Source organism: Microcoleus sp. B3-D2, assembly GCF_036705345.1.
Lineage (GTDB): Bacteria > Cyanobacteriota > Cyanobacteriia > Cyanobacteriales > Microcoleaceae > Microcoleus.
In genome coordinates this window covers 13,775-40,767 of sequence record NZ_JAUBUG010000006.1, presented here as the reverse complement: position 1 = coordinate 40,767, position 26,993 = coordinate 13,775, and the positions used below count along the sequence as shown (strand labels likewise).

At 46.9% G+C, this 26,993-nt stretch carries 14 protein-coding genes and 1 pseudogene; 8 read left to right on the top strand and 7 right to left on the bottom strand.

What is annotated here, in order from left to right:
- Positions 1-69 precede the first annotated feature (69 nt).
- The 8 genes and pseudogenes from panP to QUB14_RS03725 form a co-directional block, all read left to right on the top strand.
- Complete coding sequence (gene panP, locus QUB14_RS03760; protein ID WP_333215314.1) at positions 70-1,758, top strand: pyridoxal-dependent aspartate 1-decarboxylase PanP; 1,689 nt, start codon at positions 70-72, stop codon at positions 1,756-1,758.
- The gene (locus QUB14_RS03755) at positions 1,745-3,295 is read left to right on the top strand and encodes a condensation domain-containing protein (protein ID WP_333215312.1); all 1,551 of its coding nucleotides are present in this window, start codon (positions 1,745-1,747) and stop codon (positions 3,293-3,295) included. The genes panP and QUB14_RS03755 overlap by 14 nt, the downstream gene beginning before the upstream one ends.
- 60 nt (positions 3,296-3,355) lie before the next feature.
- Entirely contained in the window at positions 3,356-4,405 is a 1,050-nt protein-coding gene (locus tag QUB14_RS03750) for a TauD/TfdA family dioxygenase (RefSeq protein ID WP_333215310.1), read from the top strand.
- Positions 4,406-4,427: 22 nt separating this feature from the next.
- Positions 4,428-7,688 carry an amino acid adenylation domain-containing protein gene (locus QUB14_RS03745; RefSeq protein WP_333215308.1) on the top strand — a complete coding sequence of 1,087 codons (3,261 nt, stop codon included), beginning with the start codon at positions 4,428-4,430 and terminating at the stop codon, positions 7,686-7,688.
- Positions 7,685-13,441, top strand: a complete 5,757-nt coding sequence (locus tag QUB14_RS03740) for an amino acid adenylation domain-containing protein (protein ID WP_333215306.1) — start codon at positions 7,685-7,687, stop codon at positions 13,439-13,441. The genes QUB14_RS03745 and QUB14_RS03740 overlap by 4 nt, the downstream gene beginning before the upstream one ends.
- A 303-nt stretch (positions 13,442-13,744) precedes the next feature.
- Positions 13,745-18,115, top strand: coding sequence for an amino acid adenylation domain-containing protein (locus tag QUB14_RS03735; RefSeq protein ID WP_333215304.1), 4,371 nt, complete (start codon positions 13,745-13,747; stop codon positions 18,113-18,115).
- Between the two features lie 123 nt (positions 18,116-18,238).
- The gene (locus QUB14_RS03730; protein WP_333215302.1) at positions 18,239-19,396 is read left to right on the top strand and encodes an aldo/keto reductase; all 1,158 of its coding nucleotides are present in this window, start codon (positions 18,239-18,241) and stop codon (positions 19,394-19,396) included.
- A 193-nt stretch (positions 19,397-19,589) separates the two neighbouring features.
- Positions 19,590-19,967 (top strand): annotated as a pseudogene (locus tag QUB14_RS03725) (IS701 family transposase); the annotation flags it as partial.
- Positions 19,968-20,052: 85 nt separating this feature from the next.
- Here QUB14_RS03725 and QUB14_RS03720 read toward each other — a convergent pair.
- From QUB14_RS03720 to QUB14_RS03690, 7 genes are all read right to left on the bottom strand, one after another.
- A complete protein-coding gene (locus tag QUB14_RS03720; protein ID WP_333215300.1) occupies positions 20,053-21,093 on the bottom strand; it encodes a tetratricopeptide repeat protein in 1,041 nt (346 codons plus the stop codon).
- A gap of 450 nt (positions 21,094-21,543) precedes the next feature.
- Positions 21,544-22,317, bottom strand: a complete 774-nt coding sequence (locus QUB14_RS03715) for a BMC domain-containing protein (protein ID WP_190658091.1) — start codon at positions 22,315-22,317, stop codon at positions 21,544-21,546.
- A gap of 205 nt (positions 22,318-22,522) precedes the next feature.
- Entirely contained in the window at positions 22,523-23,200 is a 678-nt protein-coding gene (locus QUB14_RS03710) for a carbon dioxide concentrating mechanism protein (protein ID WP_333215298.1), read from the bottom strand.
- Positions 23,201-23,489: 289 nt separating this feature from the next.
- Complete coding sequence (locus QUB14_RS03705) at positions 23,490-25,142, bottom strand: ribulose bisphosphate carboxylase small subunit (RefSeq protein WP_333215296.1); 1,653 nt, start codon at positions 25,140-25,142, stop codon at positions 23,490-23,492.
- Positions 25,143-25,260: 118 nt separating this feature from the next.
- Positions 25,261-25,566 carry a EutN/CcmL family microcompartment protein gene (locus tag QUB14_RS03700; RefSeq protein WP_333215294.1) on the bottom strand — a complete coding sequence of 102 codons (306 nt, stop codon included), beginning with the start codon at positions 25,564-25,566 and terminating at the stop codon, positions 25,261-25,263.
- 263 nt (positions 25,567-25,829) lie between these two features.
- Positions 25,830-26,171, bottom strand: a complete 342-nt coding sequence (locus QUB14_RS03695) for a carbon dioxide-concentrating mechanism protein CcmK (RefSeq protein ID WP_006635058.1) — start codon at positions 26,169-26,171, stop codon at positions 25,830-25,832.
- A gap of 96 nt (positions 26,172-26,267) precedes the next feature.
- On the bottom strand, positions 26,268-26,579 hold the full coding sequence (locus QUB14_RS03690; protein WP_006635059.1) for a carbon dioxide-concentrating mechanism protein CcmK: 312 nt from the start codon (positions 26,577-26,579) through the stop codon (positions 26,268-26,270).
- Positions 26,580-26,993: the final 414 nt, after the last annotated feature.

Below are 26,993 nucleotides of genomic sequence, written 5' to 3'. Positions count from 1 at the left end.
GCCCTTTTCTCCTTAAGGCTTCGGTGGGAATAGGAGACAAAAAAGCCCATTTAACAGGATTGATGCGGGATGAATAAACTAACAGTAAAAGCCAAAGATTCTCAAGAGGTAATGCAGTCATTAAAAGCCTCTGTTACCCCACTTGAAGAAAAGTTAATGGAGCTATTCAGTGCTTCAGAAAAGTCATTTTTGGCAGAAGAAGCAATGGAGGAGCGAATTTCTGCCCTAGTTCAAGACTTTTTGTACGCAAAAACTGCTAGTACAGATATTGACTTAGAGTTAATTATTCAGGAGTTTAGGGAAAACAAAATTCCCACCCTTCCTACAGATGTTGGCAATTATATCGATGATTTGACTCAAACCCTCGTTGCCCATTCCATTCACACATCTTCCCCCCGATATATCGGTCACATGACGAGCGCACTTCCCTATTTTGTGCGCCCGATCGCGAAGCTTTTAACCGCGATGAATCAAAATTTAGTCAAGATGGAAACGGCCAAAGTTTTAAGCCCTTGCGAGCGCCAGACTTTGGCAATGATGCACCGATTAATTTACGATTTTTCTGAGGATTTTTATAACCAGCACATTCAAAAAAGTGACAGCACGCTCGGTATCATGACAACGGGCGGCACCCTGGCTAATATCACAGCTTTGTGGTGCGCTCGCAACGCTTCTTTAGGGCCAAAAAATAACTTTAGTGGCATTGAAAAAGAAGGCTTGTACGCAGCTTTAGAGTTTTACGGCTACAAGGGAATGGTGATAATCGGCTCCAATTTGATGCACTATTCTTTTGAAAAGGCTGCCGGTTTATTAGGCATTGGCGATCGCAATCTCCTAAAAATCCCCACCGATTCCAACCACCGCATGGATTTGGCAGCGCTGCGCCAAACTGTGGCCGAATGTCGCGATCGCAATCTGCACATTCTGGCAATTATCGGTATTGCAGGCAGCACCGATTCGGGAAGTATCGATCCGCTTCCAGAAATAGCGGCGATCGCCCAAGAAGCAAACGCTCACTTTCACGTCGATGCCGCTTGGGGCGGCCCCGTGCTTTTTTCCGAACGTCACCGGCACAAATTCGCAGGCATTGAACTAGCAGATTCCGTCACCATAGATGGACACAAACAAATGTATTTGCCAATGGGAATCGGTCTGGTTTTATTCCGCAATCCCCAAACCGCCAAAGTTATTGAAAAACACGCGCCCTACACGGTGCGAAAAGACTCCATCGATCTAGGCAAGCGCTCTCTCGAAGGCTCTCGACCAGGTGCGAGTTTGTTCTTGCAAGCCGCGTTGAATATCATCGGGCATCAAGGCTATGAGTTTTTGATAGATGCAGGCATCGATAAAACGCAGCACTTCGCCAATTTAATTCGGGAAAATCCAGAATTTGAATTGCTGCTAGAACCAGAAATTAATATTCTTTTATACCGCTACATTCCAGAAACATTCAGGGAAAAAGCAGCCAAAAAACAACTAGCCGAAGCAGACAACCACTTCATTAATCAATTTAACGAGCGCCTTCAGGAGGCCCAGCGGCGAGCCGGTCACACCTTCGTATCGCGAACAACCGTGCAAAACACCTGTTATGGCAAAACCATTCCCATTGTTGCTTTTCGAGTCGTCCTTGCCAACCCCCTTACCACTGAAGCAGATATCAACGTTGTTTTAAACGACCAGCTAAAAATAGCAGCAAAGCTTTCCTTAACTATCACAAACAGCGACCACTGCGAGGAGGTGAATCATGATGTCTACTAATCGTTCAGAACGACTAAAAAACCTCTCGCCCCAGAAGCGAGCGCTCCTCCTCAAAGCATTGGGCAAAGAGGCAGTACAGGCTGAGCAATCTAAGCGTATTCCCAGGCGATCGCAGCAAAATTCTGCTCCCCTTTCTTTTGCCCAGCAACGGCTGTGGTTTCTCGATCGATTGTCTCCCGAAAACCCTGCCTACAACCTTCCTGCTGCTGTGCGGTTGCAAGGGCAATTGAATTTGTCGGCACTCCAACAAACACTCAATGAAATTGTCAGGCGTCACGAAGTTTTACGGACTGCTTTTGCAGAAGTAGACGGGGAACCTGTTCAACTGATTTCTCCTTCCTTGGATTTCGCTTTGTCGGTGGTAAACTTGCAACATTTAGCAGAAACTGAGCAGCAAGCTGAAATTGAGCAGCGTACTCTGGAAGAAGCCCAACGCCCCTTTAACTTAACGCGAGATCCCTTACTGCGGGCCACTCTGTTGCAACTGGGTTCGGCAGAATATGTGTTGCTGCTGACGATACACCACATTATTTCTGATGGTTGGTCTATGGGGGTATTGGTGCGAGAAGTAGCCGCACTTTATGAAGCTTTTTCCACTGACAAACCCTCTGGGCTGCCTGAACTTCCCGTACAGTATGCCGACTTCGCCAGTTGGCAGCGGCAGCATTTCCAGGGAGAGAAATTAGAAAAACAGCTCGCTTATTGGAAACAGCAATTGGGAGGCGGTTTAGCTGTGCTGTCAACAGATAAGCAGCGCTCTCCCGTGCAAACTTTCCGAGGATCGCAGCAATCTTTTGTGATTTCTGCTTCTTTAACTGAAAGGCTGAAAACGCTCGCCCAGCAACAAGATGTCACCCTATTTATGACGTTGTTGGCAGCATTTAAATCCTTGCTCTCCAGCCAAATAAAGCAGGACAACCTCGCTATTGGCTCTCCAATCGCCAATCGCAACCGCATTGAATTAGAGGAACTGATTGGATTTTTTGTCAATACTTTAGTGCTGCGAATTGACACCGCAGGTAATCCAACTTTCCGCGAACTACTCGGTCGAACACGCGAGGTATCTTTAGCAGCTTACGCTCACCCCGATGTCCCTTTTGAAAAGCTCGTGGAGGAATTGCAGCCGGAGCGAAATCTCAGCTATAACCCGCTGTTTCAAGTGTGGTTTGTTCTCCAGAATGCACCCATGCCACCCCTGGAGTTAGCTGGTTTGACCTTGAGCATTGTGGAATTCGATGTCGGTATGTCGAGACACGACTTAAGCCTCACTCTCTGGGAGATTGCAGAAGGGATTCAAGGCTTATTTGAGTACAAAACAGACTTATTTGAGGCTGCGACCATTGCCCGAATGGTGAGAGGTTTTCAAATCCTCCTCAACCAGGTAGTCATCCAGCCAGATATCAAGCTCGACGACTTGGCAGAAATTATTGCCGAAGCAGAAAGGCAGCACCAAATCGAGCAGGAAAAACAAATTCATCTTTCGGGAATTCAAAAATTAAAAATGGCTAAACGCAAAGTTATGAAAAGTTTAAAATGATGGCTCAATCTCTCAGGTTTTTTCGGGAAAACTCGCAAGAATTTCACCAAAGCAAAAGTTATGACAAATACAGAAACAAAGAATCTCAATTCCCAAAAGTTAGGATCAGTTAGGCGCAAAGCCGTCACCCTGTCCTCAGAGGAATTAGTCAAAACCGCCTACCTCCAGCCCGAAAACCTTCTACCTCTAGTTCTTCAGCCAACAGTAGAAAAATTAAATCTCGCAGGTTGGGCACAAAACAATCGCTCATCAATTGAAACACAGTTATGGAAGCACGGAGGAATACTTTTTCGAGGCTTTGAAGTCGGCGGGGTGAATGGTTTCGAGCAGTTTATTCAAACTATTGCTGGCGACTTGTTGGAATATTCTTTTCGCTCAACTCCGCGCAGTCAGGTAAGCGGAAATATCTACACTTCCACCGAGTATCCTGCCGAGCAATTCATCCCCCTGCACAATGAAATGGCTTATTCTCGAAATTGGCCGCTGAAAATCGCTTTTTTCTGCGTCAAGAAAGCCGAACAGGGAGGAGAAACTCCGATTGCTAACAGCCGCAAAGTGTTTGAAAGCCTGGATTCAAAGATTAGAGAAAAGTTTGCCCAAAAAAAGGTTATGTATGTGCGAAATTACGGCGGTGGCGTAGATTTGCCCTGGCAAAATGTCTTCAATACTGATAGCAAAAGAGAGGTAGAAGAGTATTGCAAAAAAGCGGGAATTGAGTTAGAATGGAAAAGTGGCGATCGCTTGAGAACTCGGCAAATATGTCAAGCCGTCGCCCAGCACCCAAAAACTCAGGAAATGGTGTGGTTTAATCAAGCTCACCTCTTCCACATTTCCAATCTCGAACCCGCCGTTCGCAAAGAGCTTTTAACTTCTTTTAAACAGGAAGATTTACCCCGCAATGCTTATTACGGCGATGGCTCGCCCAGTGAAGATTTTATATTAGACGAAATTCGTCGCTGCTACCAGCAAGAAACGATTGTTTTCCCTTGGGAAGAAGGAGATGTCTTGCTGTTAGATAATATGCTAGCCGCGCACGGACGCACGCCATTTTCGGGTTCGCGTCGGGTTGTTGTCGGTATGGCAGAAGCGTTTAGCTGTCAAGATATTTAGGCTTATTAAAGGAACTTTAGAAATGCAAAACGAAACAATCGAAGGGTTTAGACTCTCTCCACAGCAACGGCATCTGTGGGGGTTACAGCAAAATAAAAGCCAACAGACTTATCGCGTTCGAGGTGCAATTTTAATTACCGGAAACCTCGATCGAGAGATTTTTACAAGGGCGCTGCAAAATGTCGTAAATCGGCACGAAATCCTGCGTACTAGCTTTCACTGCTTGCCTGGGATGACACTACCCCTGCAAGCGATCGCCAGCACTGGTGAAGTTCCTATCTTGGAACACAATCTGAAGGGTTTGTCTTCAAAAGAACAAGAAGCTAAAATCGCAGCGCTTTTTCAGCAACTAAGTCTGCTGCCTTTTGATTTTGAGCGCGGCCCACTTTGGCACATCTCTTTAGCCACTCTGGCCCAAAACAAGCACCTATTGCTGGCGAACTTCTCTGCCTTAATTGCAGATAGCGTCACCCTGAAAAATTTCACCCGCGAACTCAGTCTTTCCTACTCAGCCTGTGCGTGCCCAGAAGAACCAGCCGATGAGCCAATGCAATATGCCGATATTGCTGAGTGGCAAAATGAGCTGCTCGAATCAGAAGAAACGGCAATCGGCAAAGAATACTGGCGAAAGCTGAACCTTGAATCTTTGGATTTATTAACGCTTCCTTGGGAAAAGAAGAATTCCGAAACGGAATTTAAGCCGCTAGTAGAAAGGGTGGAAATTCGGGGTGATTTGTTAAACAGCCTGGAAGCGATCGCCCCAAAGCACAAAAGCGATATTTCTGCCTTCCTGCTGACTTGCTGGCAAATTCTCATTTGGAGGCTTACCAGAGAGCAAAACCCGATAATCGGCGTAGCGATAGACGGCAGAAAATATGAAGAATTAGAACACTCTCTGGGGCTGCTGTGCAAATACTTACCCCTACGATGCCCAGTGCAAGACGAGTTAAATTTCTCACAAGTGAGGCAGCAAGTTGAGCTTAATCTCAACGAGATGTACAACTGGCAAGAATATTTTAGCTGGGAAGAAATCCTAGAAAACGAAAAAAGCAGCAGCTTTTGGCCCGTCTGCTTTGACTTCCAAGCAGAGCCTAAGAACTATGGTAATTCAGACGTTTCATTTTCCCTTGTTCGGCAAGATGCCTGCCTAGAGCCATTCAAACTCAAGCTCTCCTGCTTCCGCCTGTGCAATTCCATAAGCGCTGAATTTCAATACGATTCCGCTTTATTTGCTGCGGCAGATATAAAGCGCTTGTCAGAACACTTTCAGGCGCTTTTAGAAAGCACAGTCAAAAATCCAGAAGTCGCTATCAGTCAGGTAGACATACTGAGCGATCGCGATCGGCTGCAACTTCTCATTGACTTTAACCAAACTCAAAAAGATTATCCGAAAAATAAATGCGTTCATCAGCTTTTTGAAGAACAAGCAGAACGCAATCCAGACAGCATTGCCGTCGTCTTTGAAAGTGAACAAATCACCTACCGAGAACTCAACGATCGCGCCAATCAACTCGCCCATCACCTGCAAAACTTGGGAGTTGAGCCAGAGGTCGTTGTTGGCATTTGCGTTGAAAGGGGGGCGGGCACGGGGGCACCGCCCCTACAGGCAATCGTAGGAATGCTGGGCGTACTAAAAGCCGGTGGCGCCTATTTACCCATTGAGCCAACGACCCCAATAGAGCGCAAAGCGCTAATGCTAGAAGACGCTCAGGTGAAGGTTTTGCTCGTACAACAGCGGCTCATCGAAAGCTTGCCGAAAACTCAGGCAAATATTGTTTGCATCGATACAGACATTCCCACTACTTCTGCCTCTTACACCGATCGCGCCTCTTCTGACAATTTAGCTTACCTCATCTATACTTCCGGTTCCACTGGCATCCCCAAAGGAGTCGCGATCGAACACCGGCAACTGCTCAATTACCTGCACAGCATTCAGGAAAAATTAAACCTACCAGCCAAAGCCAGTTTTGCTACCGTTTCCACCTTTGCCGCCGACTTAGGAAACACAGCGATTTTCCCCGCCCTTTGTTTCGGCGGTTGCCTGCATATTATCTCCCAAGAACGCGCCACCGATCCAGAGGCACTGGGTGAATATTTCTGCAGCAATCCCATCGACTGCCTTAAAATAGTTCCCTCTCACCTAGCGGCCCTTTTAAATTCCTCTCAACCTAAGTCAATTTTGCCTGGTAAACGGCTTATTTTAGGAGGTGAATCAGCCAACTGGAGCTTAATTAAAACACTTCGCAATCTTGCTCCCAGTTGCTCAGTATTCAATCACTACGGACCAACAGAAACAACTGTAGGTGTCCTGACTTATCAAGTCGAGTTTGATAAAATAGGGTGCGATTTTGACACAGTTCCACTCGGTCTTCCGATTGCCAACACTCAGATTTATATCTTGGATTCTTACTTGCAGCCGGTGCCGATCGGCGTACCTGGTGAACTGTATATCGGCGGTGATAATTTGGGACGCGGATATCTTAACCGCCCTGAATTAACCGCAGAAAAATTTATTCCCAATCCCTTTGACACGCAAGCAAAGACGCGACTGTACAAAACCGGCGACTTGGCTCGCTATTTGCCAGACGGAAACATCGAATTTATCGGGCGAATTGACGGCCAAGTAAAAATTCGCGGTTTCCGCATTGAATTGGGAGAAATTGAGGCGGTGCTGGGGCAACATCCAGATATCGCTCAGGCTGTAGTTGTGGCGCCAGAAGACGAGATGGCACAAAAGCGCCTCGTGGCTTATTTGATTTCCGAGCAGAAACAAGCACCTACCCACAAGGAAATTCGCAATTTTTTAACGTCAAAATTGCCGGAGTACATGGTGCCTTCTGCTTTTGTGATACTCAAAAGTTTGCCTTTAACTTCTAACGGAAAAGTAGACCGACGAGCGCTGCCCGCACCTGACGAAATGCGACCGGAGTTGACAGGAAACTTTGTCGCGCCTCGCACAAATATCGAGGAAGTTTTAGCCGCTATCTGGGCTGAAGTTCTCAAACTTGAAAAAGTCGGCATTTACGACAACTTTTTTGAATTAGGAGGGCATTCCTTATTAGCAACTCAAGTAATTTCCCGAGTGCGCCAAGCATTTCAGGTCGAGTTGCCTTTGCACCGTTTATTTGAGTCGGCCACTGTCGCCGATTTTGCAGTAGCGATCGCGCAAAAGCAAGTCGAACAAACAGACAGTGAAATGCTAGCTCAAGTTTTAGCAGACCTCGATCAACTGTCAGAAGCACAAATTCAGGAAATTCTCGCCCAACAAGGAGTCAGCAAATGAGTGATTTAATCGAACGCATGGCGGCTCTTTCTCCCCAAAAGCGCGAGTTGCTGTTGCAGCGGCTCAACCATAAAAAAGAAAACGTTTCGCTAGAAAAAATTCAGCCTCAAAGTCGAGAGTCTAACACTTTTCCTCTGTCGTTTGCTCAGCAGCGGTTGTGGTTTTTTGAGCAACTAACTCCAGGCAACTTTACCTATCACATCGTCGCCGGCGTGCGTTTGACGGGAACACTCGATGCGAGATCCCTCGATCGCAGTCTCAACGAACTTGTCAAGCGTCATGAAGTTTTGCGAACGGCTTTTAAGACAATAAACGGGCAACCCGTTCAGGCGATCGCTTCCAATCTGGAATTGAAAATTTTAGAAATAGATTTGCGAGGTCTTCCTGAAACTGAACGAGCTCGCGAAGTTGAACGGTTAATCGCCGCCGAAGCTCAGCAAGCTTTCGATTTGTCACAAGCACCCTTATTGCGTGCCAAATTGCTGCACTTGAGCGATTCCAACTGGGTGCTGCTATTGAGTACGCACCACATCATTTTCGATGCCTGGTCAATGGGAATATTCATCCAGGAACTCGCCACCTTTTATCAAGCCTTTTCCACTGGCAAACCTTCTCCCCTTCCCGAACTGTCGGTACAGTACGCAGACTTTGCAAGTTGGCAGCGCCAGTGGTTGCAGGGAGAAGTTTTAGAGACGCAGCTTGCTTACTGGAAAAAACAGCTTGGAGGCAATCTCCCGGTACTAAATTTGCCAACCGATCGCCCCCGCTCGGCAGTACAAACCTTCCGAGGTGCGGTGCATAAATTCACCATTCCCAAGGCGATCGCAGAGGAAATCGCCCAATTAAGCCAGCGGGAAAAAGCTACTTTATTTATGACCCTACTGGCAGCCTTTAAAACATTGCTCTATCGCTACACCGGGCAAGAAGATATTTTAGTCGGCTCCCCCATTGCTAACCGCAACCGACGCGAAATCGAGGAAGTTATTGGCTTATTTGCTAACACCTTAGTTTTCCGCACCAATCTGTCGAGCAACCCGACTTTTAAAGAGTTACTGGCGATCGTGCGAGAAGTAGCTCTCGGCGCGTACAACCACCAGGATTTGCCCTTCGAGAAACTGGTAGAAATCCTACAACCCGAACGAGATTTAAGTCATAATCCCCTATTTCAGGTGTTGTTTTCTCTGCGAAATGTTCCGACGTCGCAGATTAAATTGCCAGGAGTGACGTTGAGCAGTTTGGAAATAGAACGGAAAACGGCGAGATTTGATTTAGCGCTTGACCTGGAGGAAGGATTAGAGGGTATTAATGGAACGCTTGAGTATAGCCAAGATTTGTTTGACGCTAGCACTGCACGACGGATAGCCGGACATTTTTTAACCTTACTAGAAAGTATAGCTGCCAATCCCGAACAGCGCATTTCAAATTTGCCAATATTGACGAAACCTGAACAGCAGCAACTGCTGTTCGAGTGGAACAATACTCAATCGAGTTTTCCGCAAGATAAGTGCATACATGAACTATTTGAAGCGCAGGCAGAGCGGACGCCGGATGCGATCGCTGTCGTCTTTGAAAATGAATATCTGACTTACCGGGAACTGAACAAAAAAGCAAATTACCTCGCAAGTTACTTGCAAAAAATTGGTATCAGCCCAGAATTTTTGGTGGGAATTTATGTCGATCGTTCCCTAGAAATGATGGTAGGGCTTCTCGGCATTCTCAAAGCCGGTGGCGCTTATGTTCCCCTCGATCCAGCGTATCCACCAGAGCGCCTTGCATTCATGCTGGAAGACGCGAAAATTTCAGTGTTACTCACTCAGCAAAAGCTATTAAAAACCCTGCCCAAACATAGCGCCTCCATCGTGTGTCTGGATGCAGATTGGGAAGGCATATCGAGCTGCGACGAGCCAGTCGTGGGTTTACAAAATTCCTCCAATTTAGCCTATGTCATCTATACTTCAGGCTCAACAGGTAAACCCAAAGGAGTGCAAATTTCCCACGCCTCTGTCGTTAACTTCTTGAGTTCTATGCGCCAACAACTCGCGATCGCAGACCGAGATGTTTGGCTAGCAGTAACATCCTTATCTTTTGACATTGCAGCGCTGGAACTGTTCCTGCCTATTACAACAGGTTCTCGCGTTGTTGTAGCCAGCCGAGAAGTGGCATCTAACGGGGAAAAGCTTTTAGAAACATTAACAAATTCTGGCGCGACAGTCATGCAAGCTACTCCAGCCAGTTGGAAAATGCTTTTAGCAGCAGGATGGCAGGGAAACAATCAATTAAAAATACTGTGCGGGGGAGAAGCTTTACCCCGACACCTCGCCAATCAGTTGCTTCTGCACTGCGCTTCTGTGTGGAATTTATACGGCCCTACAGAAACCACTATCTGGTCTACTCTCTATCAGGTCGATCGCAAAGATGAATCAGTTTCCATCGGTCGCCCGATTGCTAACACTCAAATTTTCATATTAGACCGCTATTTAATGCCGGTTCCCGTTGGCGTATTTGGCGAACTGCACATCGGCGGTGCCGGCTTATCTAGAGGCTACCTAAACCGACCGGAACTGACCGCAGAGAAGTTTATTCCTAACCCCTTTGCAGAAGACCCAATTCATGCTTCATTCATCCTTCATCCTTCCTCGTTTATTTTTTCAGAACGCCTCTATAAAACCGGGGACTTGGCTCGCTATCTCCCAGATGGAAACATTGAATTTATGGGGCGCAGCGACCACCAGGTGAAAGTTCGCGGATTTCGCATCGAATTAGGCGAAATTGAAGCGGTACTCAGCCAATACCCAGCCGTGCGAGAAGCGATCGCACTGGTTCGAGAGGACAATCCGGGCGACAAGCGTTTAGTAGCTTATATCGTTGCTAACTCAGAACTCCGGGGCGGACGCGGGGACACCGATCCTGCGCATTCAGAATTTATTAATCACTTGCGCGTCTTTCTCAAACAAAAACTGCCGCAGTACATGATGCCGTCAGCGTTTGTGCTGCTGGAAGCAATGCCTTTAACGCCTAACGGAAAAATCGATCGGCGATCGCTAAGAGCACCTGACACAAACACAGCGGAATTCGAGAGCAATTTTACCCAGCCTCGAACTCCCGACGAGCAATTAATAGCAGAAATTTGGGCGAAAGTTCTCGGTTTAGAGCGAGTGGGAATTCACGATAACTTCTTTGAATTGGGAGGTCATTCATTGCTGGCTACTCAGGCGATTTCTCGCCTGCGAGAAGCTTTTCAAATTGAAGTACCCTTGCGCTCTCTTTTTGAATCGCCTACCGTCGCAACTGTCACCGAAAGCCTCTTGCAATATCGCGCCGAGCAAAAACTGAAAGCACCCCCCATCAAGCGGGCGTCAAGGCAGGGAGAATTGCCCCTTTCTTTTGCACAACAACGACTGTGGTTTCTCGACCAATTGCAGCCGGGGAATCCTGCCTATAATATCCCAGCAGCCGTGCGCTTGAAGGGGGCGCTCAATGTAGCGGTTCTAGAGCAAACTTTTCAGGAGATTATCAAGCGACACGAAGCATTGCGGACAACTTTTAATTCCGTGGAAGGACGACCCGCTCAGGTTATTATTTCATCTTTTAAATTCACATTGCCGATCGTAAACTTAAGAGAGTTATCGCAAGCTGAACGAGAAGCCGAGGCAATGCGACTCGCCGCTGAAGAAGCGCGACAGCCTTTTGACCTAACAAAATGGCCGTTACTGCGCGTCACATTGTTACATCTTGACGAGACAGAATACCTGCTGTTACTAACAGTACACCACATCGTAGCCGATGGCTGGTCGATGGGGGTACTCGTGCGGGAAGTGGCGGCGCTTTATGAAGCTTTCGGCAGTGGCAAACCTTCTCCCCTACCCGAACTTTCTGTACAGTACGCAGACTATGCTGTTTGGCAAACAAATTGGCTGCAAGGCGAAGTTCTCGAAGCAAAACTCGCTGACTGGAAGCAGCAGTTGGGTCAAATTTTGCCCCCGTTGCAATTGCCAGCCAAACAACCGCGTTCTGCTGTTTCTAGCAATCAAGCTGAGATTCAAGAATTCCAGCTTGATTGGCAAGTTTCAGAAGCGCTAAATGCACTCAGTCGGCAACAAAATGTCACCTTATTTATGACCTTGTTGGCAGCACTTCAAACGCTGCTTTATCGCTACACAAATCAAGAAGATATTGTAGTCGGTACTGACCTGGCAAACCGCACACAAGTTGAGACAGAAGCTTTAATTGGTTTCTTTGTCAATATCCTCGTCTTGCGAACCGATATGCGGGGCAATCCTACATTCCGCCAACTGCTCGATCGCGTGCGCGAGGTGACATTAAAAGCTTACACTCACCAAGATTTGCCCTTCGACAAACTGGTAGAAGAACTGGGTCCCGATCGCACCTTGAGTCAGACACCGCTATTTCAAGTTTTATTCGTCATGCAAAATGCGCCTATGCCGGCTTTAGAAATGGCGGGTTTAACTTTAATGCCGGTTGCAATTGATAGCGGTACGGCTAAATTTGATTTGGCGCTATTTGTCTCGGAAACAGAGACAGGAATTGTCGGCAGTTGGAAGTATAATTCTGACCTATTTGACAGAGAGACAATCGGTCAAATGTCAAATCGCTTTGAAACCCTCCTCGGCAGCATTGTGGCGCAGCCTGACAGTCGTTTGAACACTTTAGAAATTCTAACTGAAGCCCAGAAGCAGAAACAAGCCATGCAAGAATTAAAGCGTGAAAAAAGCAATTTTAGTAAGTTCAAAAGCGTCAAGCCGAAGCCAGTGGCATTGCCGCAAGGCGAATTGATAAAAACCGAGTACCTGCACCCCGACGAACTCTTTCCTTTAGTCGCCAAACCCGCAGTAGCCGATGTCGATCTCGCAGAGTGGGCGAAAAATAACCGCGAATTTATAGAGGCCAAATTGCTACAGCATGGAGGGATTCTTTTTCGAGGGTTCATCGGCCATGTGGTTGCCGCATTCGAGCAGTTTGCACTCTCAATTTGTTCGGAATTATTTGGCGAGTACGGGGATTTGCCACGCGAAGGAGTTAGCGGAAAAGTTTACGGTTCAACTCCTTACCCAGCAGATAAAGCTATCTTATTTCACAGCGAGAGTTCGCACCTGCACCGCTGGCCGATGAAAATCTGGTTTTTCTGCGTTCAGCCAGCGCAACAAGGCGGAGAAACGCCGATTGTTGACTGCCGTAAAATTTACCAGTTGTTAGACCCGAAACTCAGAGAAAAATTTGCCCAAAAGCAAATTATGTACGTTCGTAACTACACAGACGGACTGGATGTAAGCTGGAAAGATTTTTTCCAAACAGAAGACAAATCCGTGGTTGAGGAATACTGCCGGCAAGCCGGGATGGAATTTGAGTGGAAAGCAGGAAATAATTTGAGAACCCGCAAAATTTGCCCCGCAATTGCCAAGCACCCAAAAACAAAAGAGATGGTATTTTTCAATCAACTTCCCTTGCACCACATTTCTTGCTTAGATGCGGCAACCCGCGCTTCCTTGCTCTCTGTTTTTGGAGAAGAGAACCTCCCCCGCAATGTCTATTACGGTGACGGCACTCCTATTGAAGACTCGGTAATGGCACAAATTCAGGCAGTGTACGCGCAAGCTGCTGTTAGTTTTCCCTGGCAAGCAGGAGACATCTTAATGCTAGATAATATGCTTGCCGCTCACAGTCGCAATCCATTTATCGGTTCGCGAAAAATTGTTGTAGCAATGGGCGAAATGATCGGTGAAGCAGAGATTTAAAAGCTGACTTTTCTTCCGCCAAATTCGGCTTGAGGCGGATGTGCTACGAAGTTATAATTGCCAGTAGTAGCCACTTCAACGCCTTTTCCAGAGTCTGTTTTAACTGAGATGTTGCACCCTTCTCAATTACTTGTTTAGGAACAGGCAAGATGCCTGTTCCACAAGAGATAAATTTTATTGTGAAACAGGCATCTTGCCTGTTCTTGACAAGGGTGCAAGATGTGATGTGATTTTTAACCGACTTGAGCTATTAGCCAGGGACTTAAATCCCTGGCGAACCTAAAACATAAAGCAATATAACCAATGCAAACAATTAATGGATTCCGGCTTTCTCCTCAACAAAAATATCTGTGGCTGTTGCAACAAGATAGTCCCGCTTATCGCGCTCAATGTGCAATTTTGGTCGAGGGCAATCTCCAAGCAAATGTCTTAAAAGAAGCGCTGCAAAAAGTTAGCGATCGCCACGAAATTATCCGCACAAGCTTTCACCGAAAGGCAGGGCTAAAAATTCCTATACAAGTTATCTCCGAACATAGCTCTGTTTCATGGAACTGGGTTAACTTGAGTGAAGTGACTCCCCAGGAACAAGAAGCCAAACTTGAAGATATTTTTCAGCAAGAAAAGAGCGCTTTATTCAACTTTGGTCGCAATCCTGTTTGGCGCTTGTCTTTAATTACACTTTCATCTGAGAGGCATATTTTGCTGGTCAGTTTGCCCGCACTGTGCGCCGATAGTCGCACACTAAAAAATCTGGTTCAAGAAATCAGCCAGTGCTATGCCACCTGCCTTCACGGCGAAGAAATTACCGAGGAAGTTGTGCAATACATTCAATTTTCCGAATGGCAAAATGAATTGCTCGAAGATGAGGAAGCGGCGGAGGGCAAAGAATACTGGACTGGGCATAATTTTTCAGCGCTAGCGAGTTTAACGTTGCCGTTTGAAAAGAGATTCATTAAGGCGCCAGCTCAATTTACTCCCCAAACTTTTGAGGTCAAATTAGAGTTAGCTTTGCTGGAAAAAGTGGAAGCGATCGCCCGCCAGTATAACACCTCACTTTCTACATTCTTGCTCGCTTGCTGGAAAATTTTGCTCTGGCGGCTGATTGGCCAATCACAGATCGCTGTTGGCGTGGCATTCGATGGTCGAAAATACGAAGAACTAGAGCCAGCGCTTGGGCTGTTTGCCAAATTTTTACCGCTGTTGAGCCAACTAACAGAAAACTTTTCTTTCGCGGAAACCTTGCAGCAAATTCAGCATGAAGAATGCGAGGCATACAAGTATCAAGAATATTTCTCCCACGAATATCTAGGCAACTCTTCCGGCTTTCCATTTTGTTTCGAGTTTGAGGAACACCTCGAAAAGCATTCGGCTAGTGGCGTATGTTTTTCGATTTACAAGCAGTATGCGTGCTGCGATCGCTTCAAAGTTAAACTCTCTTGCCACCGCCAAAATGACTCGCTCGCCGCTGAGTTTCACTACGATCCTATCTTCCTTGCAGACAACAGTATCCGGTGCTTGGCAGAGCAATTTTGCGCCTTAGTGCAAAGTGTAGCCAGCAACCCACAAACCGCAATCGGCAAGCTCGAAATGCTGAGCGATCGCGCCCGAAATCAATTATTAGTAGAATTCAACAGCACCAAAGCAGATTACCAGCTCGATAAGTGCGTTCACCAGCTATTTGAAGAACAAGCAGAGCGATCGCCCAACCGTATAGCTGCTGTTTGTGAAAATCAGCAAATTACCTACAGCGAACTCAACGCCCGCGCTAACCAAATCGCCCATTACTTGCAACAATTAGGTGTCAAGCCAGAGGTGATTGTCGGCCTTTGCGTCGAAAGGAGGGCGGGCACGGGGGCACCGCCCCTACAGGCGATCGCTGGAATTCTAGGCATCCTCAAAGCAGGTGGCGCGTACCTACCGCTCGACCCAGCCATGCCCAAAGAGCGCCTAGCATTGATGCTGGAAAATGCTCAGACTCCAGTGCTGTTAACGCAACAGCATCTCATCAAAAATTTGCCTGAAACTCAGGCACATATCGTCTGCTTAGATACAGACATTCCCTCTTTTTCTCCTACTACTTTCGTCTCTGCTTCTGGTGAAAATTTAGCTTACATTATCTATACCTCCGGTTCCACCGGCACCCCCAAAGGAGTCGCCATTGAGCACCGACAACTGCTCAATTACCTGCACGGAATTCAGGAAAAATTAAACTTGCCATCCGGTGCAAATTATGCCACCGTTTCTACCTTCGCCGCCGACTTGGGAAACACCGTTATTTTCCCCGCTTTGTGTTCGGGTGGATGCCTGCACATCATCTCTCAAGAACGCGCAACCGATTCAGAAGCAATCGCGGCTTATTTTCAGCAACATTCTATCGATTGTCTGAAAATTGTTCCATCTCACTTAAAAGCTTTGTTGAGTGCTTCTAACCCCGCGCATATCTTGCCGAAAAAGCGATTAATTCTCGGCGGTGAGCCTTTGATGTGGAATTTAATTGAAACAATTCAGAAATACAATCCCGACTGCTCAATCTTCAACCATTACGGGCCGACAGAAACAACTGTAGGCGTCCTGACTTATCAGGTAAAAATGCAGGGCGATCGCATTTCCCAGACAGTTCCTTTAGGTCGCCCGCTACCCAACACGCAGATTTATTTGCTCGATTCGCACTTGCAGCCGGTTCCTGTAGGGGTAGCGGGTGAAGTATATATTGCTGGTGCGGGATTGGCTCGTGGCTATCTAAACCAACCAGAACTCACGGCCGAAAAATTCATTTGCAATTCCTTGACTCAGGAACCGGAAACTCGACTTTACAAAACTGGCGACTTAGCTCGCTATTTGCCAGACGGAAACATAGAATTTATCGGTCGCGTCGATCGCCAAGTAAAGCTGCGAGGTTTCCGCATTGAATTAGGGGAAGTTGAGGCGGCTCTGTCTCATCATCCCTCTGTACGCGAGGCAGCCGTTTTACTTCAGGAAAATGAACCGGGAAATGAGCGTTTAGTCGCCTATATCGTTTCTCACTCAAAACTCAGCGTTCAGGACTCACAACTGATTGAAAGCCTGCGTTCATTCCTCAAAGAAAAGCTGCCCGAATACATGATACCTTCTGCTTTTGTGGTTCTGAAAGCGCTGCCACTGACTCCCAATGGCAAAATAGACCGTCAAGCGCTTCCTGCACCGTCCATAGCAGCCAATTTTACAGATACCTTTGTAGGCCCTCGCACTCCCGGTGAGGAGATTCTTGCCGGAATTTGGAGCCAGCTTCTCAACCTTCAAAAGGTAGGAATTCACGACAATTTCTTTGACTTGGGGGGGCACTCATTACTGATTACTCAGTTGTTAGCCAAAGTGCGAGAATCTTTCCAGGTGGAATTGCCTTTGCGCGTTTTGTTTGAAGCTCCTACTGTAGCTGGTTTAGCTGAAAAAATCGAAATGCAACAAGGGGGCAACACAGCGGGCGATCGCACTGCAAGTTTCGATATTAACGCTGAAGTTGTTTTAGATCCGGCAATTCGCCCTGCAAGTCCATTGAGCGAGCCAAAAACTGAACCAGCTTGCATTCTCTTAACAGGGGCGACGGGCTTTTTGGGAGCCTTTTTACTCCGCGATCTCTTACAACAAACTCAAGCAGAAATTTATTGCCTAGTCCGTTCGGCAGATGCAGAATCAGCCAAACAACGGATTCAAAGCAGCCTCGAATCCTATTTAATTTGGGATGAAAGCAGCAGCGATCGCATTATCCCAATTGCTGGAGATTTGTCTCAACCACTTTTGGGGCTTTCCGAGGAGCAGTTCCGAGTTTTAGCCAGTAAAATTGATGTCATTTACCACAATGGCGCGTTTGTCAAGTTTACTTATCCCTACTCGGTTCTCAAACCCGCTAACGTTTTGGGGACGCAGGAAGTTCTGAGATTGGCGAGTCAAAGTAAGCTAAAACCCGTCCATTTAATTTCTACGATTTCTGTTTTCTCGGCAATGGGAGAATCTGGGATTAAGCTCGTGCGAGAGGAGGATGAACTCACTCCGGGAGAGGGTCTAAAAGGCGCTTACACTCAGACGAAGTGGGTGGCAGAAAAGTTAGTAGAGGTCGCGCGCGATCGCGGGATTCCTGTTAGCATTTACAGGCCAGGTCGCATTTCTGGGGACAGCCAAACAGGGGCCTGCAATCCCAGCGACTTGCTGTACAGGTTAATCGCTGGTTGCGTGCAACTTGGATGTGCGCCCGATGACGATAAGCTGATGAATGTAGCGCCTGTTGACTATGTGAGCAGAGCGATAGTTCATCTTTCGAGCCAAAAAGAATTGCTCGGAAAGACTTTTCATTTAGTCAACACTCAGTCCTTTCAAATGAGTGAATTGCTTGGCTGGATTGGCTCAATGGGTTATCCAATCAAACGAGTTTCTTCTGAGACTTGGCAAGCAGAAATAATCAATCGCGCTGGATCTTCTCCAGAAAATGCGTTGTATCCGCTTGTCGGTCTTTTCTCCGAAAAAGTTTCGGAAGCAGAAATGCCTAAATCTGCGACGCTGAAATTCGATTGCCAGAATGCGTTGAAGGGGCTTTCTGGAACAAATATTATCTGCCCGCAAGCGGATGCGAGTTTGTTTCGGACTTATTTTTCTTATCTCGTCGATCGCCAGTTAATAGAGGCTCCCAAACATCTGGTCTAAAAATGTAGAGGCGCGAGCGATCGCGTTTCTACCTTGCTCAATTTGAGGAGAATTTTAAATCAAGCATCACTTAGACTTGCGGAAGTCCTGATTAGTTTATTCAAGAAGAGGCAAAAGATTTTTATGTTAGGAAGTAGTAATGCGATCGCGATCGCAGGCAGAGCTACCGCAGAAGGAACGCGGCGTTACATGGAACGGCACAACAAAAATTGTGCAGCCGATCACTTCCGAGAAAGTGGTTCGCTCGTTGCCAGCTCGATTGGAATTGGCACTTACCTTGGCGAACCAGATGAGTATACTGACACTCTTGTGGCGGATGCTGTAGTTGAATCGGTTCGGCGGGGTGCCAACGTAATTGACTCAGCAATCAACTACCGCTACCAGTACGGAGAGCGGAGTGTCGGAAAGGCTATCCGGCGTCTCCTGGAATCGGGAAAAGCCTCAAGAGATGAACTAATTATCTGTACGAAAGGCGGCGTTGTTCCGCATCCAACTCCAAACCATGTAGAGTGGTTTTATCAGCAGTACGTCGAGCCAAACAACTCTACTGTCAGCATGGCAGATTTGGCTGCGGAGCGTTACTGCATCCACCCAGAATACATTCAAGATCAGCTTAATTGGAGCCTCGCCAACCTCGGCATTGAGACAATCGATGTCTACTATCTTCACAATCCCGAAAAGCTACTTTCTCAAGTTGAACCCGATACTTTTTACAATCGGTTGCGAGAGGTTTTTGAGGTACTTGAAGGTGCAGTTTTAGCTGGAAAAATTGCCAATTACGGTCTGGCAACTTGGAATGCTTTTCGCGTACCTCCAACTCAAAGGGATCATATTGATCTGGCGCGTGCGAAATTTCTTGCTCGGGAAGTAGCTGGGAACAAAGAGGATCGGTTTCGGTTTATCCAGCTTCCTTTGAATATGGGGATGCCGGAAGCGGTGCTAAGCCCAACTCAAACAATCAAAGGAGAACAAGTCTCAGTATTGGAAGCTGCCGATCGCTTAGGCATTTCCGCGATCGCCAGTAGGTCGATCTGTGAAGCGCAGGTTATTGGTCAGATCCCAGAAAAGATTGCTTCTGCCTTTGGCGATCGCTTGCGGACAGACTGCCAGCGGGCGCTCCAATATACCCGCAGCGCCCCTGGCCTCTTGAGTGCCCTTGTAGGGATGAAAGCGCCAAAACATATAGAAGAGAACTTAGCCCTCGCTGCTGTCCCGCAGCTTGGGAGAGCAAGCTTTAAGGAACTTACTGATTCAATTGTTCAAGTGTTAAACGGAAATTGAAGTTCTCCTGGCCGGAGAACGGCTGAACTTAAAATCTTGAATGGCGTTACCCAACCTTACCCCTCTTCTGTCACTCTCCGAGTATTAAAATAAAAGTGTGAAAAGATAAAAACGCTACAAATGAGGCAGAGCAATGGATGTAGGGTTACAAGTTCTCAAACATTTGGCGAGAGACGCATAATCAACAACGAGAGTGATAGAGGACTATTGTGCACAGTATAAAGACATATTTAAAGAAGTAAGAAATTATGAAAGTTGTAAATATTTACATTTAGGAATAATTGCACCCCTAGAAAGAAAACCCTTACCCTCAATAGGTAAAGTAGTAGCAATAAAATCTGCACATTGGTTGCATCATTTTATTACCAAATCACCTGGGTCGGTAATTGAAATGAAGCCAAAAAGATTAATAAAAATTCTCAAATAATTAAAGGGCAAGAAAATTACCCTAGTAATTAATGAAACAGGAGATAAATAAAAAAAAGGGGGGAAAACTGACTATGTAGCTACACAATATCTGGGAAGTGTAGGAAAAGTAGATAATGGAATAGTTTCAGTTAATGTTTATGGTTCTTCCGTACTTAGTGTGCTAAAATTGGATATTATTGTAACATTTTAGCCCATTAAGTACGGAAGAACCCGGATTACTGACTAATTCAATTATTGATAAATTCACTTTCACAGATAATCGAGTCTCGGTTCTCCAAATCTTCTTGATTCCAGACCGCGTTTAATGCTGCGGAACTTAAGGAAGTTGACATCGTATTTAAGGTTGTGTTGTAGTATTCGGCACCATTATTAAGTTCTACCTGTGGCGCTTCCTTGAAGTATGAATTAATATCAGGCGTGCACCGCTGGGCCTGGTAGTATAAATAAGCTTCAGCATTAATGCACATTACATGGTAAAAATCTCTATTTGCTGCGGTAACATCTCCAAGTTTATACAGCGCTAAACCCCGGTTGAGATAAGCTTTAACATAGTTCGGATCGAGTTTTACTGCTTTGTCAAAGTCTTCAATTGCAAGCTGCATTTGTTTTAATTTATAGCGAACACAACCTCTGTTATAATAGGCATAAACATTTTGTGGATCGATGCCGAGTGCAGTGTTGTAATCGGCGATCGCCTGCGTATTGTCTCCTAATTGGTGGTAACAGAGACCTCGATTTATGTAAGCTTTGATATATTTAGGGTTCAACCGCAGCGTTTCGTTAAAATTTTCCGTTGCTGCCTCTTTTTCTCCCAAAAGGTAGTAAGCGCGCCCCCGGTTGTAATAGGTTTTATAATTGTGGGAATTGAGAGATAGAGCTCGATTGTAGTCTTCTATTGCTTCTTCGTAATTTCCTAAATTAGCAAGTACAAGTCCCCGGTTGTTGTAGATAGCGTGGCTGTTAGGCTTATTTGCTAAAGCGCAGTTTAGATCATCAATGGCTTTTTCGTGTTCTCCGAGATGACGCCAAGCATTGCCTCGATTCAAGTAAGCCTCGAAGAAATTAGGATTGATATCTAGGGCTTGGCTGAGGTCTGCGAGCGCTTTTTGGTAGTCTTTCATGTAATAGTAAACCAAGCCGCGATTGTTATAGGCTTTGGCATCGGCGGGATTGACTTGCAGTATCTGATCGAAGTCCTCAAGTGCCGCTTCATAGTTTCCTTTCTTGGCGCTGTGCAAACCGCGCTTGTAAAATTGTTTGAGGTTCATAGGTCAACTTTCAGGATTGCTTGATGCTGGGGGTTGATTCCTGTGCAGTCAGTTTTGAGTTCGACAGCCGTTAATCTGTTGAAAGAGCAGCCACCTGCGGTCAGAGTAACTCTTAAATGATTCCCGGCAATCTACCCTAAACAGGCTTTTTGGTTTATTTTAACAGTAGTTAAATCCTGTTGAAAGGATCTGCACCTCGGCTGGATTTACTTAGTCAGTTCGATTGTTTACCCGACGATCGACCTGATCTCAAAAGTCTAGTTTTACTTGGTGTTCTGTGTCTCTTGATGCGGCGGCGATCGGCTCGATCGGCAAATTAAGTTTGATACCGCTACTCAGTATAAATTGTTGCCAGCAGTCCTACCGAGTAAACTCTATATTTTTTTGACAAACTTCGTCTCAGTATTTGCGGTAGTACGTCTCTACAAACTTTTGTTGCCTAATTACCAATTACCGATTGATTTCCTCTTCCACATAAACAGTCAATTTCTCCAAATCTGGAAGTTCGATCAATTCTTGTTCCTTTTCCTTAACCGACACGGGCATCATCACAGGTTGACGCTGCTCGATCCAGCAACTCGCCAGCGGTAAAGTTTGTTCCAAATCTTCCAAAGGCCTCGGAATTACCATCACCGCGTTCAACTCGCCAATTCGCTCAGCTTCGTACATCCCGGCTTCTACGGCTACTGCTACATCTGCTACTGCACCGCGAATAATTGCCGTACACAAACCGGCGCCTATTTTCTCGTAAGCTGCCAAGTGTACGTCTGCAGATTTGAGCATAGCGTCGCAAGCACCGACCATTGCCGGAAATCCCCGGGTTTCGAGCAAACCGATCGCCTGATTGCTAAGCCGAGAATAACTGCCTTTTTCCGACAGTTGAGTCAGGCGAAAGCCGATCGGCAAAACCACTTCCAAATTAGCCAAAGGTCTAGCAATCACCAACTTAGAAACAAACTGCCCGAACTGTTCGGCAGTTTGAGCTCCAGCTTCCACAGCCAAACGCACATCCGAAATTCTGCCCCGGACGATCGCCGTACAGTGACCGGAACCAATTTTTTCGTATCCTACTAAAATCACCCCTGCCGACTTCAGCATCATGTCAGCAGTCCCCACAATTGCCGGAAAACTCTTGGTGGATACCAAACCCAAAGCAGTGTCTTTGAAGTATTCCTGGCGCTGCGATCGCTCTTCGTGACTGTTACGATCTGTTTGTCCGTCCATCTTCTATTACCCTTAGAAACTTCCCAAAATAAAAATTTGTTGATAGTTTATAGTTTCTCAGATGAGAAGACAGACTGCACGAGCTACAATACACTGATTGCTGCTGCAAGGCCTGACAAATTGCTGAGCTACCAATAATATGAGATTACCTATTTATATTTGATCTTTCTGCCTTCAGCATAGCTGCCTTTTGCCGAAATGACGGCTACCCGGAACCGCCCGATAGAGTTTGGCCGTTTTCCTCCGATCGATTAAAAGCTTGCCGGTGTGGAAACAGCGTCCCCAGCAGTCGATTGATGTGAGCTTGGCCGTACAGAATAGTTGGCGTCTCCCCTGGTTGGGGCGGCTCTGCGGCGGTGGATTCCGGCGGCTCTGGGGCAGTCTCCGGCGCAGTTTGAGGCGGTGTTTGGGCGGGTTGTGGCGGCTCGATCGGCTCGATCGGTCGATCGACTGGTGGCGTAGGGGCTTCGGGGGTTTCTGGTGATGTTGGCGCTGCTGTTGGCGCTGTTGCGGTTGCTTCTGCGGCGGCTTGGCGGCTGGTATCTCCGATTAGAGAACCTGCTGCCATAATTTGCATTTTGTCGATACAAGGATTGATTAGGGTCGTCCCGGCGCCAATACAGGCATTTTCCCCGATCGTTCCCGCACCTACCACCAGAACTCCTGCACCTAGAATAGCGCCCGCCGCGATTTCCAGAGTACCTTCACGGGCGTGAAGGATAACTCCCATACCGATACAGGCACCGGCGGCGATCGAGATCCGGCTGCCCGGAGCTGCTTGCAGGATTGCTCCCGGGGCGATCGCCGCACCCTCATTCACAACTACATCGCCACTCATCAAAATCTGAGAGTTGCTACTTAATTGCAGTGGCGATAAATACATTCGACTTCACCATGAAAGGAGCTATTTTTTTCGATAAAAGGACTTTAAATTATGGGTTTTCTCGACTGATAAATTTAACCATGTCAATCTAAGAAACGATAATTTACTAATACTGAGAAGCTTGATGCTTTAACGTTTTATAGAAACTTTCAGAAGATTCTAAATTTTGACCAACATTTCTCAATCGAGCTTTTTAACTATCTCAAATCCAACTTCAATCCGCTGGGGTTTCTCCCGTTGGCCCCTGTGCGAGGGCTTAACGGGAGAAACAGGCTAATTACCAGGCAAATTAAGGTCGTTGGATAATTTCTTCGAGCACCCGGCGCTTCGCCTTGGAGTCGATGCCAAGCAAGCGGACGTACTGGCCGCTGTGTTCTTTGAGACAGCTTTCGAGGGCAGAAATCACTTCGGATTCGCGGTTGGATGCGATCGGCGCGCAACTGCTCCAAGAACCGGTGCGGAAACGGCGCGCGTCGGCGTGTTCCGTGCCAATTTTGTAGCCTTGGGAAAGCAGGTTGCGGATTTGGTCGATCGTCTTGCCGGTCAAACTTCCGCTGCTCGCGGCACCAGTCGAAGCTGCTTTGTATCCCGATGTTGCTGCCGACTTAGATGTTGCGGCCGGCTGAGCCGATTGACCAACCGGGCCGTCGGGACGCTGAATAATTTCTTCAACTATGCGTCGCTTAGCTTTCGGGTCAATCCCGATCAAGCGCACGTATTCGCCCGGGTACTCGTTCATCACAGCTTCCAAAGCGGCGATCGCCTCAGATTCGTTTCTCACTTGCAGCGAAGCCCCGCTTTGCCAAGAACTGGTGCGGAAGCGGCGCGCGTCGGCGTGTTCCGTCCCCACCTTGTAGCCTTGAGCTAGCAAGCCGCGAACCTGAGCCACTGTTTCGGCACTCAATTTTCCGCTTGACACGGAACCGCTATTGTGGTTGGAAGCTTGTGCAACTTTACCGTTAGATTGGTGAGTTTTCGCACCGTTAGAACCGTTAGAGCCGTTGTCTCCCGGTCTTTGGACGATTTCTTCTAGTACGCGGCGCTTGGCTTTGGTGTCAATCCCGATCAAGCGGACGTATTCTCCTTGGTGCTCGGCCATGCAAGCTGACAGAGCCGCGATTACTTCAGAGTCGCGCTTTGAGGAAATCGGGCCGCAAGTGCGCCAAGAACCGGTCCGGAAGTGTCGCACGTCGGCGTGTTCGGCTCCCACGCTGTATCCTTGAGCTAGTAAATTGCGGATGCTATCGGCAAGAGTTGGACTCAATTGGGTGCCGGCATTGGTAGAATATTTGGTTTGAGTCATATTTGGGTCTGTACTTTTCTCGTTGCGAATTGGTGCTAGACAGGCGATGTTCTCAGCGCAGCGATAACCCGTTCTCAGAGCGTCATTGATGCCGATGACATGGGTCGCAAATTGAACGTCAGAATCTTGAACGTCAGGCAAGCGATCGGCTTGCTTCTGATTAGTGATGATGGCTCCCGAAGGCACGTACTTACCGGCGGGAATCTCCACATCTTTAATTAGTACGTGCATCATGACAATGCAGCCTTTGCCCACTCTGGCATTGAACACCGTAGAGCGAAAGCCGATAAAGCTATCCTCGCCCACGTAGGCAGGGCCGTGAATTAAACTCATGTGGGTGAGGGAAGTATTTTTCCCCACCCACACAGAATAGGACTTGCCGTCGTCTCCTGTGACTCGGCCTTGTTCTAGGCCGTGAATCACTACTCCGTCTTGAATGTTGCTTCCTTGTCCGATATAAAAAGGAGTGCCTTCATCGGCGCGGATAGATGTCCCCGGGGCAATCATCACATTAGAACCGATATGCACATCCCCAATAATGTTAGAAAAGGAATGTACGAAGGCGGTATCGTGAATTTTGGGCTCAGCCAAGTTTTTCGACCAAGGCGTCGGGGGAGCCGCAACGTTGCGGACTGCCATAAATTAAGTTCTCCTAAGCTGAAAAATCTTTTTGTTAGTTGTTAGTTGTTAGTTGTTAGTTGTTAGTTGTTAGTTGTTAGTTATTTTTCCACTAACTGCTAACTGCTAACGGTTGCAACTAGCCGTATGGGTCGTCTTTTTTACTGTAAATGAGGCGATTTTCTACATTGACAGTATCTATAATGCCTACTACCAGAGCATCGATCGGACGGTTTTCGCTTCCGGGTGCAATCCGGGCTGCGCTGCCTCGGGTCACTAAGACCCATTCATCGATACCAGCGCCCACACAGTCAGCGGCTACCTCATATCCGGCAACTGGGGAACCTTCCTCATCGATGAATTGCAACAGTAGAAATTTCGATCCTCTCAGTGTCGGCTCTTTTTGGGTACTGACAACTGTGCCGAGAACTTTGGCCATTTGCATTTTAGGTAATAGGTAATAGGTAATTGGTAACTGTCATTTTTACAGTGTCACTTGTCTTTTTTTAATTAGCTCTTTCCTCAGTCCGCTGTCCGCTTTTTAGAGCTTCGTCTAGTAACTAATGACTAATGACTCCTGACTCATGACTAATAACCAATATCCCATACCCACCTCAATTAAAAATTAAAAATGCTAAATCAAAAACAGCGCGATTTTTAATTTTTAATTTTTAATTACCAAACGCCCCTAACAGCCGATCGCCTGTCTTAAGATCTGTTGAGTGGGCGAATGCCGCTCACGCCTTCGCGGAACTGTTCTACAGCTTCGGTGTAGCGAATGGGCAACACGTACTCTAAGTTTTCGTGAGGGCGGGCGATAATGTGGGTGGACATCACTTGTCCGCCGTTAACGCGCTTCACTGACTCTACTCCGGCTGCGACAGAAGCTTGCACTTCCGAGACATCTCCTCTTACAATTACCGTAACCCGAGCGCTACCGATTTTTTCGTAGCCTACCAAGGTGACGCGGGCTGCTTTGACCATCGCGTCAGCGGCTTCTACCACTGCGGGGAAGCCTAAGGTTTCGATCATGCCAACTGCAATTGCCATTGGTTTTACTCCTGATTGAATATTGGGGGAACTAAACTGTTAATTTTTGACGGTCGCACAAATTTTCGTTTAAGGAATTTTTTGTGCGCTAAGAACTTAGTAGCCTCGGAACTGTTCTACTGCTTCTGTATATCGAATCGGCAGAACGTATTCTAGGTTTTCGTGGGGGCGAGCGATAATGTGGGTAGAGACGACTTCTCCGCCGTTCACGCGCTTGACGGATTCCACTCCTGCGGCGACTGAGGCTTGGACTTCCGACACGTTGCCGCGCACAATTACTGTGACGCGGGCGCTGCCGATTTTTTCATAGCCCACGAGGGTAACGCGGGCAGCTTTGACCATAGCATCGGCAGCTTCCACAACAGCGGGAAAACCTTTTGTCTCAATCATTCCCACGGCAATTGACATTTTTGAATCTCCTTTGAGGATGAGCGAAATTACCGTTACAAATCTTTGAGAAATCTAAAAATTTGGACGGGGAGGCCCACATTTTTTAGTAATGCAGTGTAAAGCTTCCTATCCTATAAGAATAGGGGAAGCTGTCCACCTTGACAATATAAACTAACATCATAATGTTTAATAACAAAAATTAAAATTTTTTATGTTACTTAAACTAATTTAATATTTATTTAATAATCTTAATATAGAGAGGGGTGGATGCCGACGGCGAGGAGGATTAAAGTAAGTAATAATACTCAGATAAAGTAGAGTTCGGTATGTGAAGCCGGAGCGGAGCACTGCCGGGAAACTTGGGGATTCCCAAAGGGGGATCGCGGGGAAATCGGCAAAAAAGCAGTCTTGGCCGATCTGCAGGCATTTTTT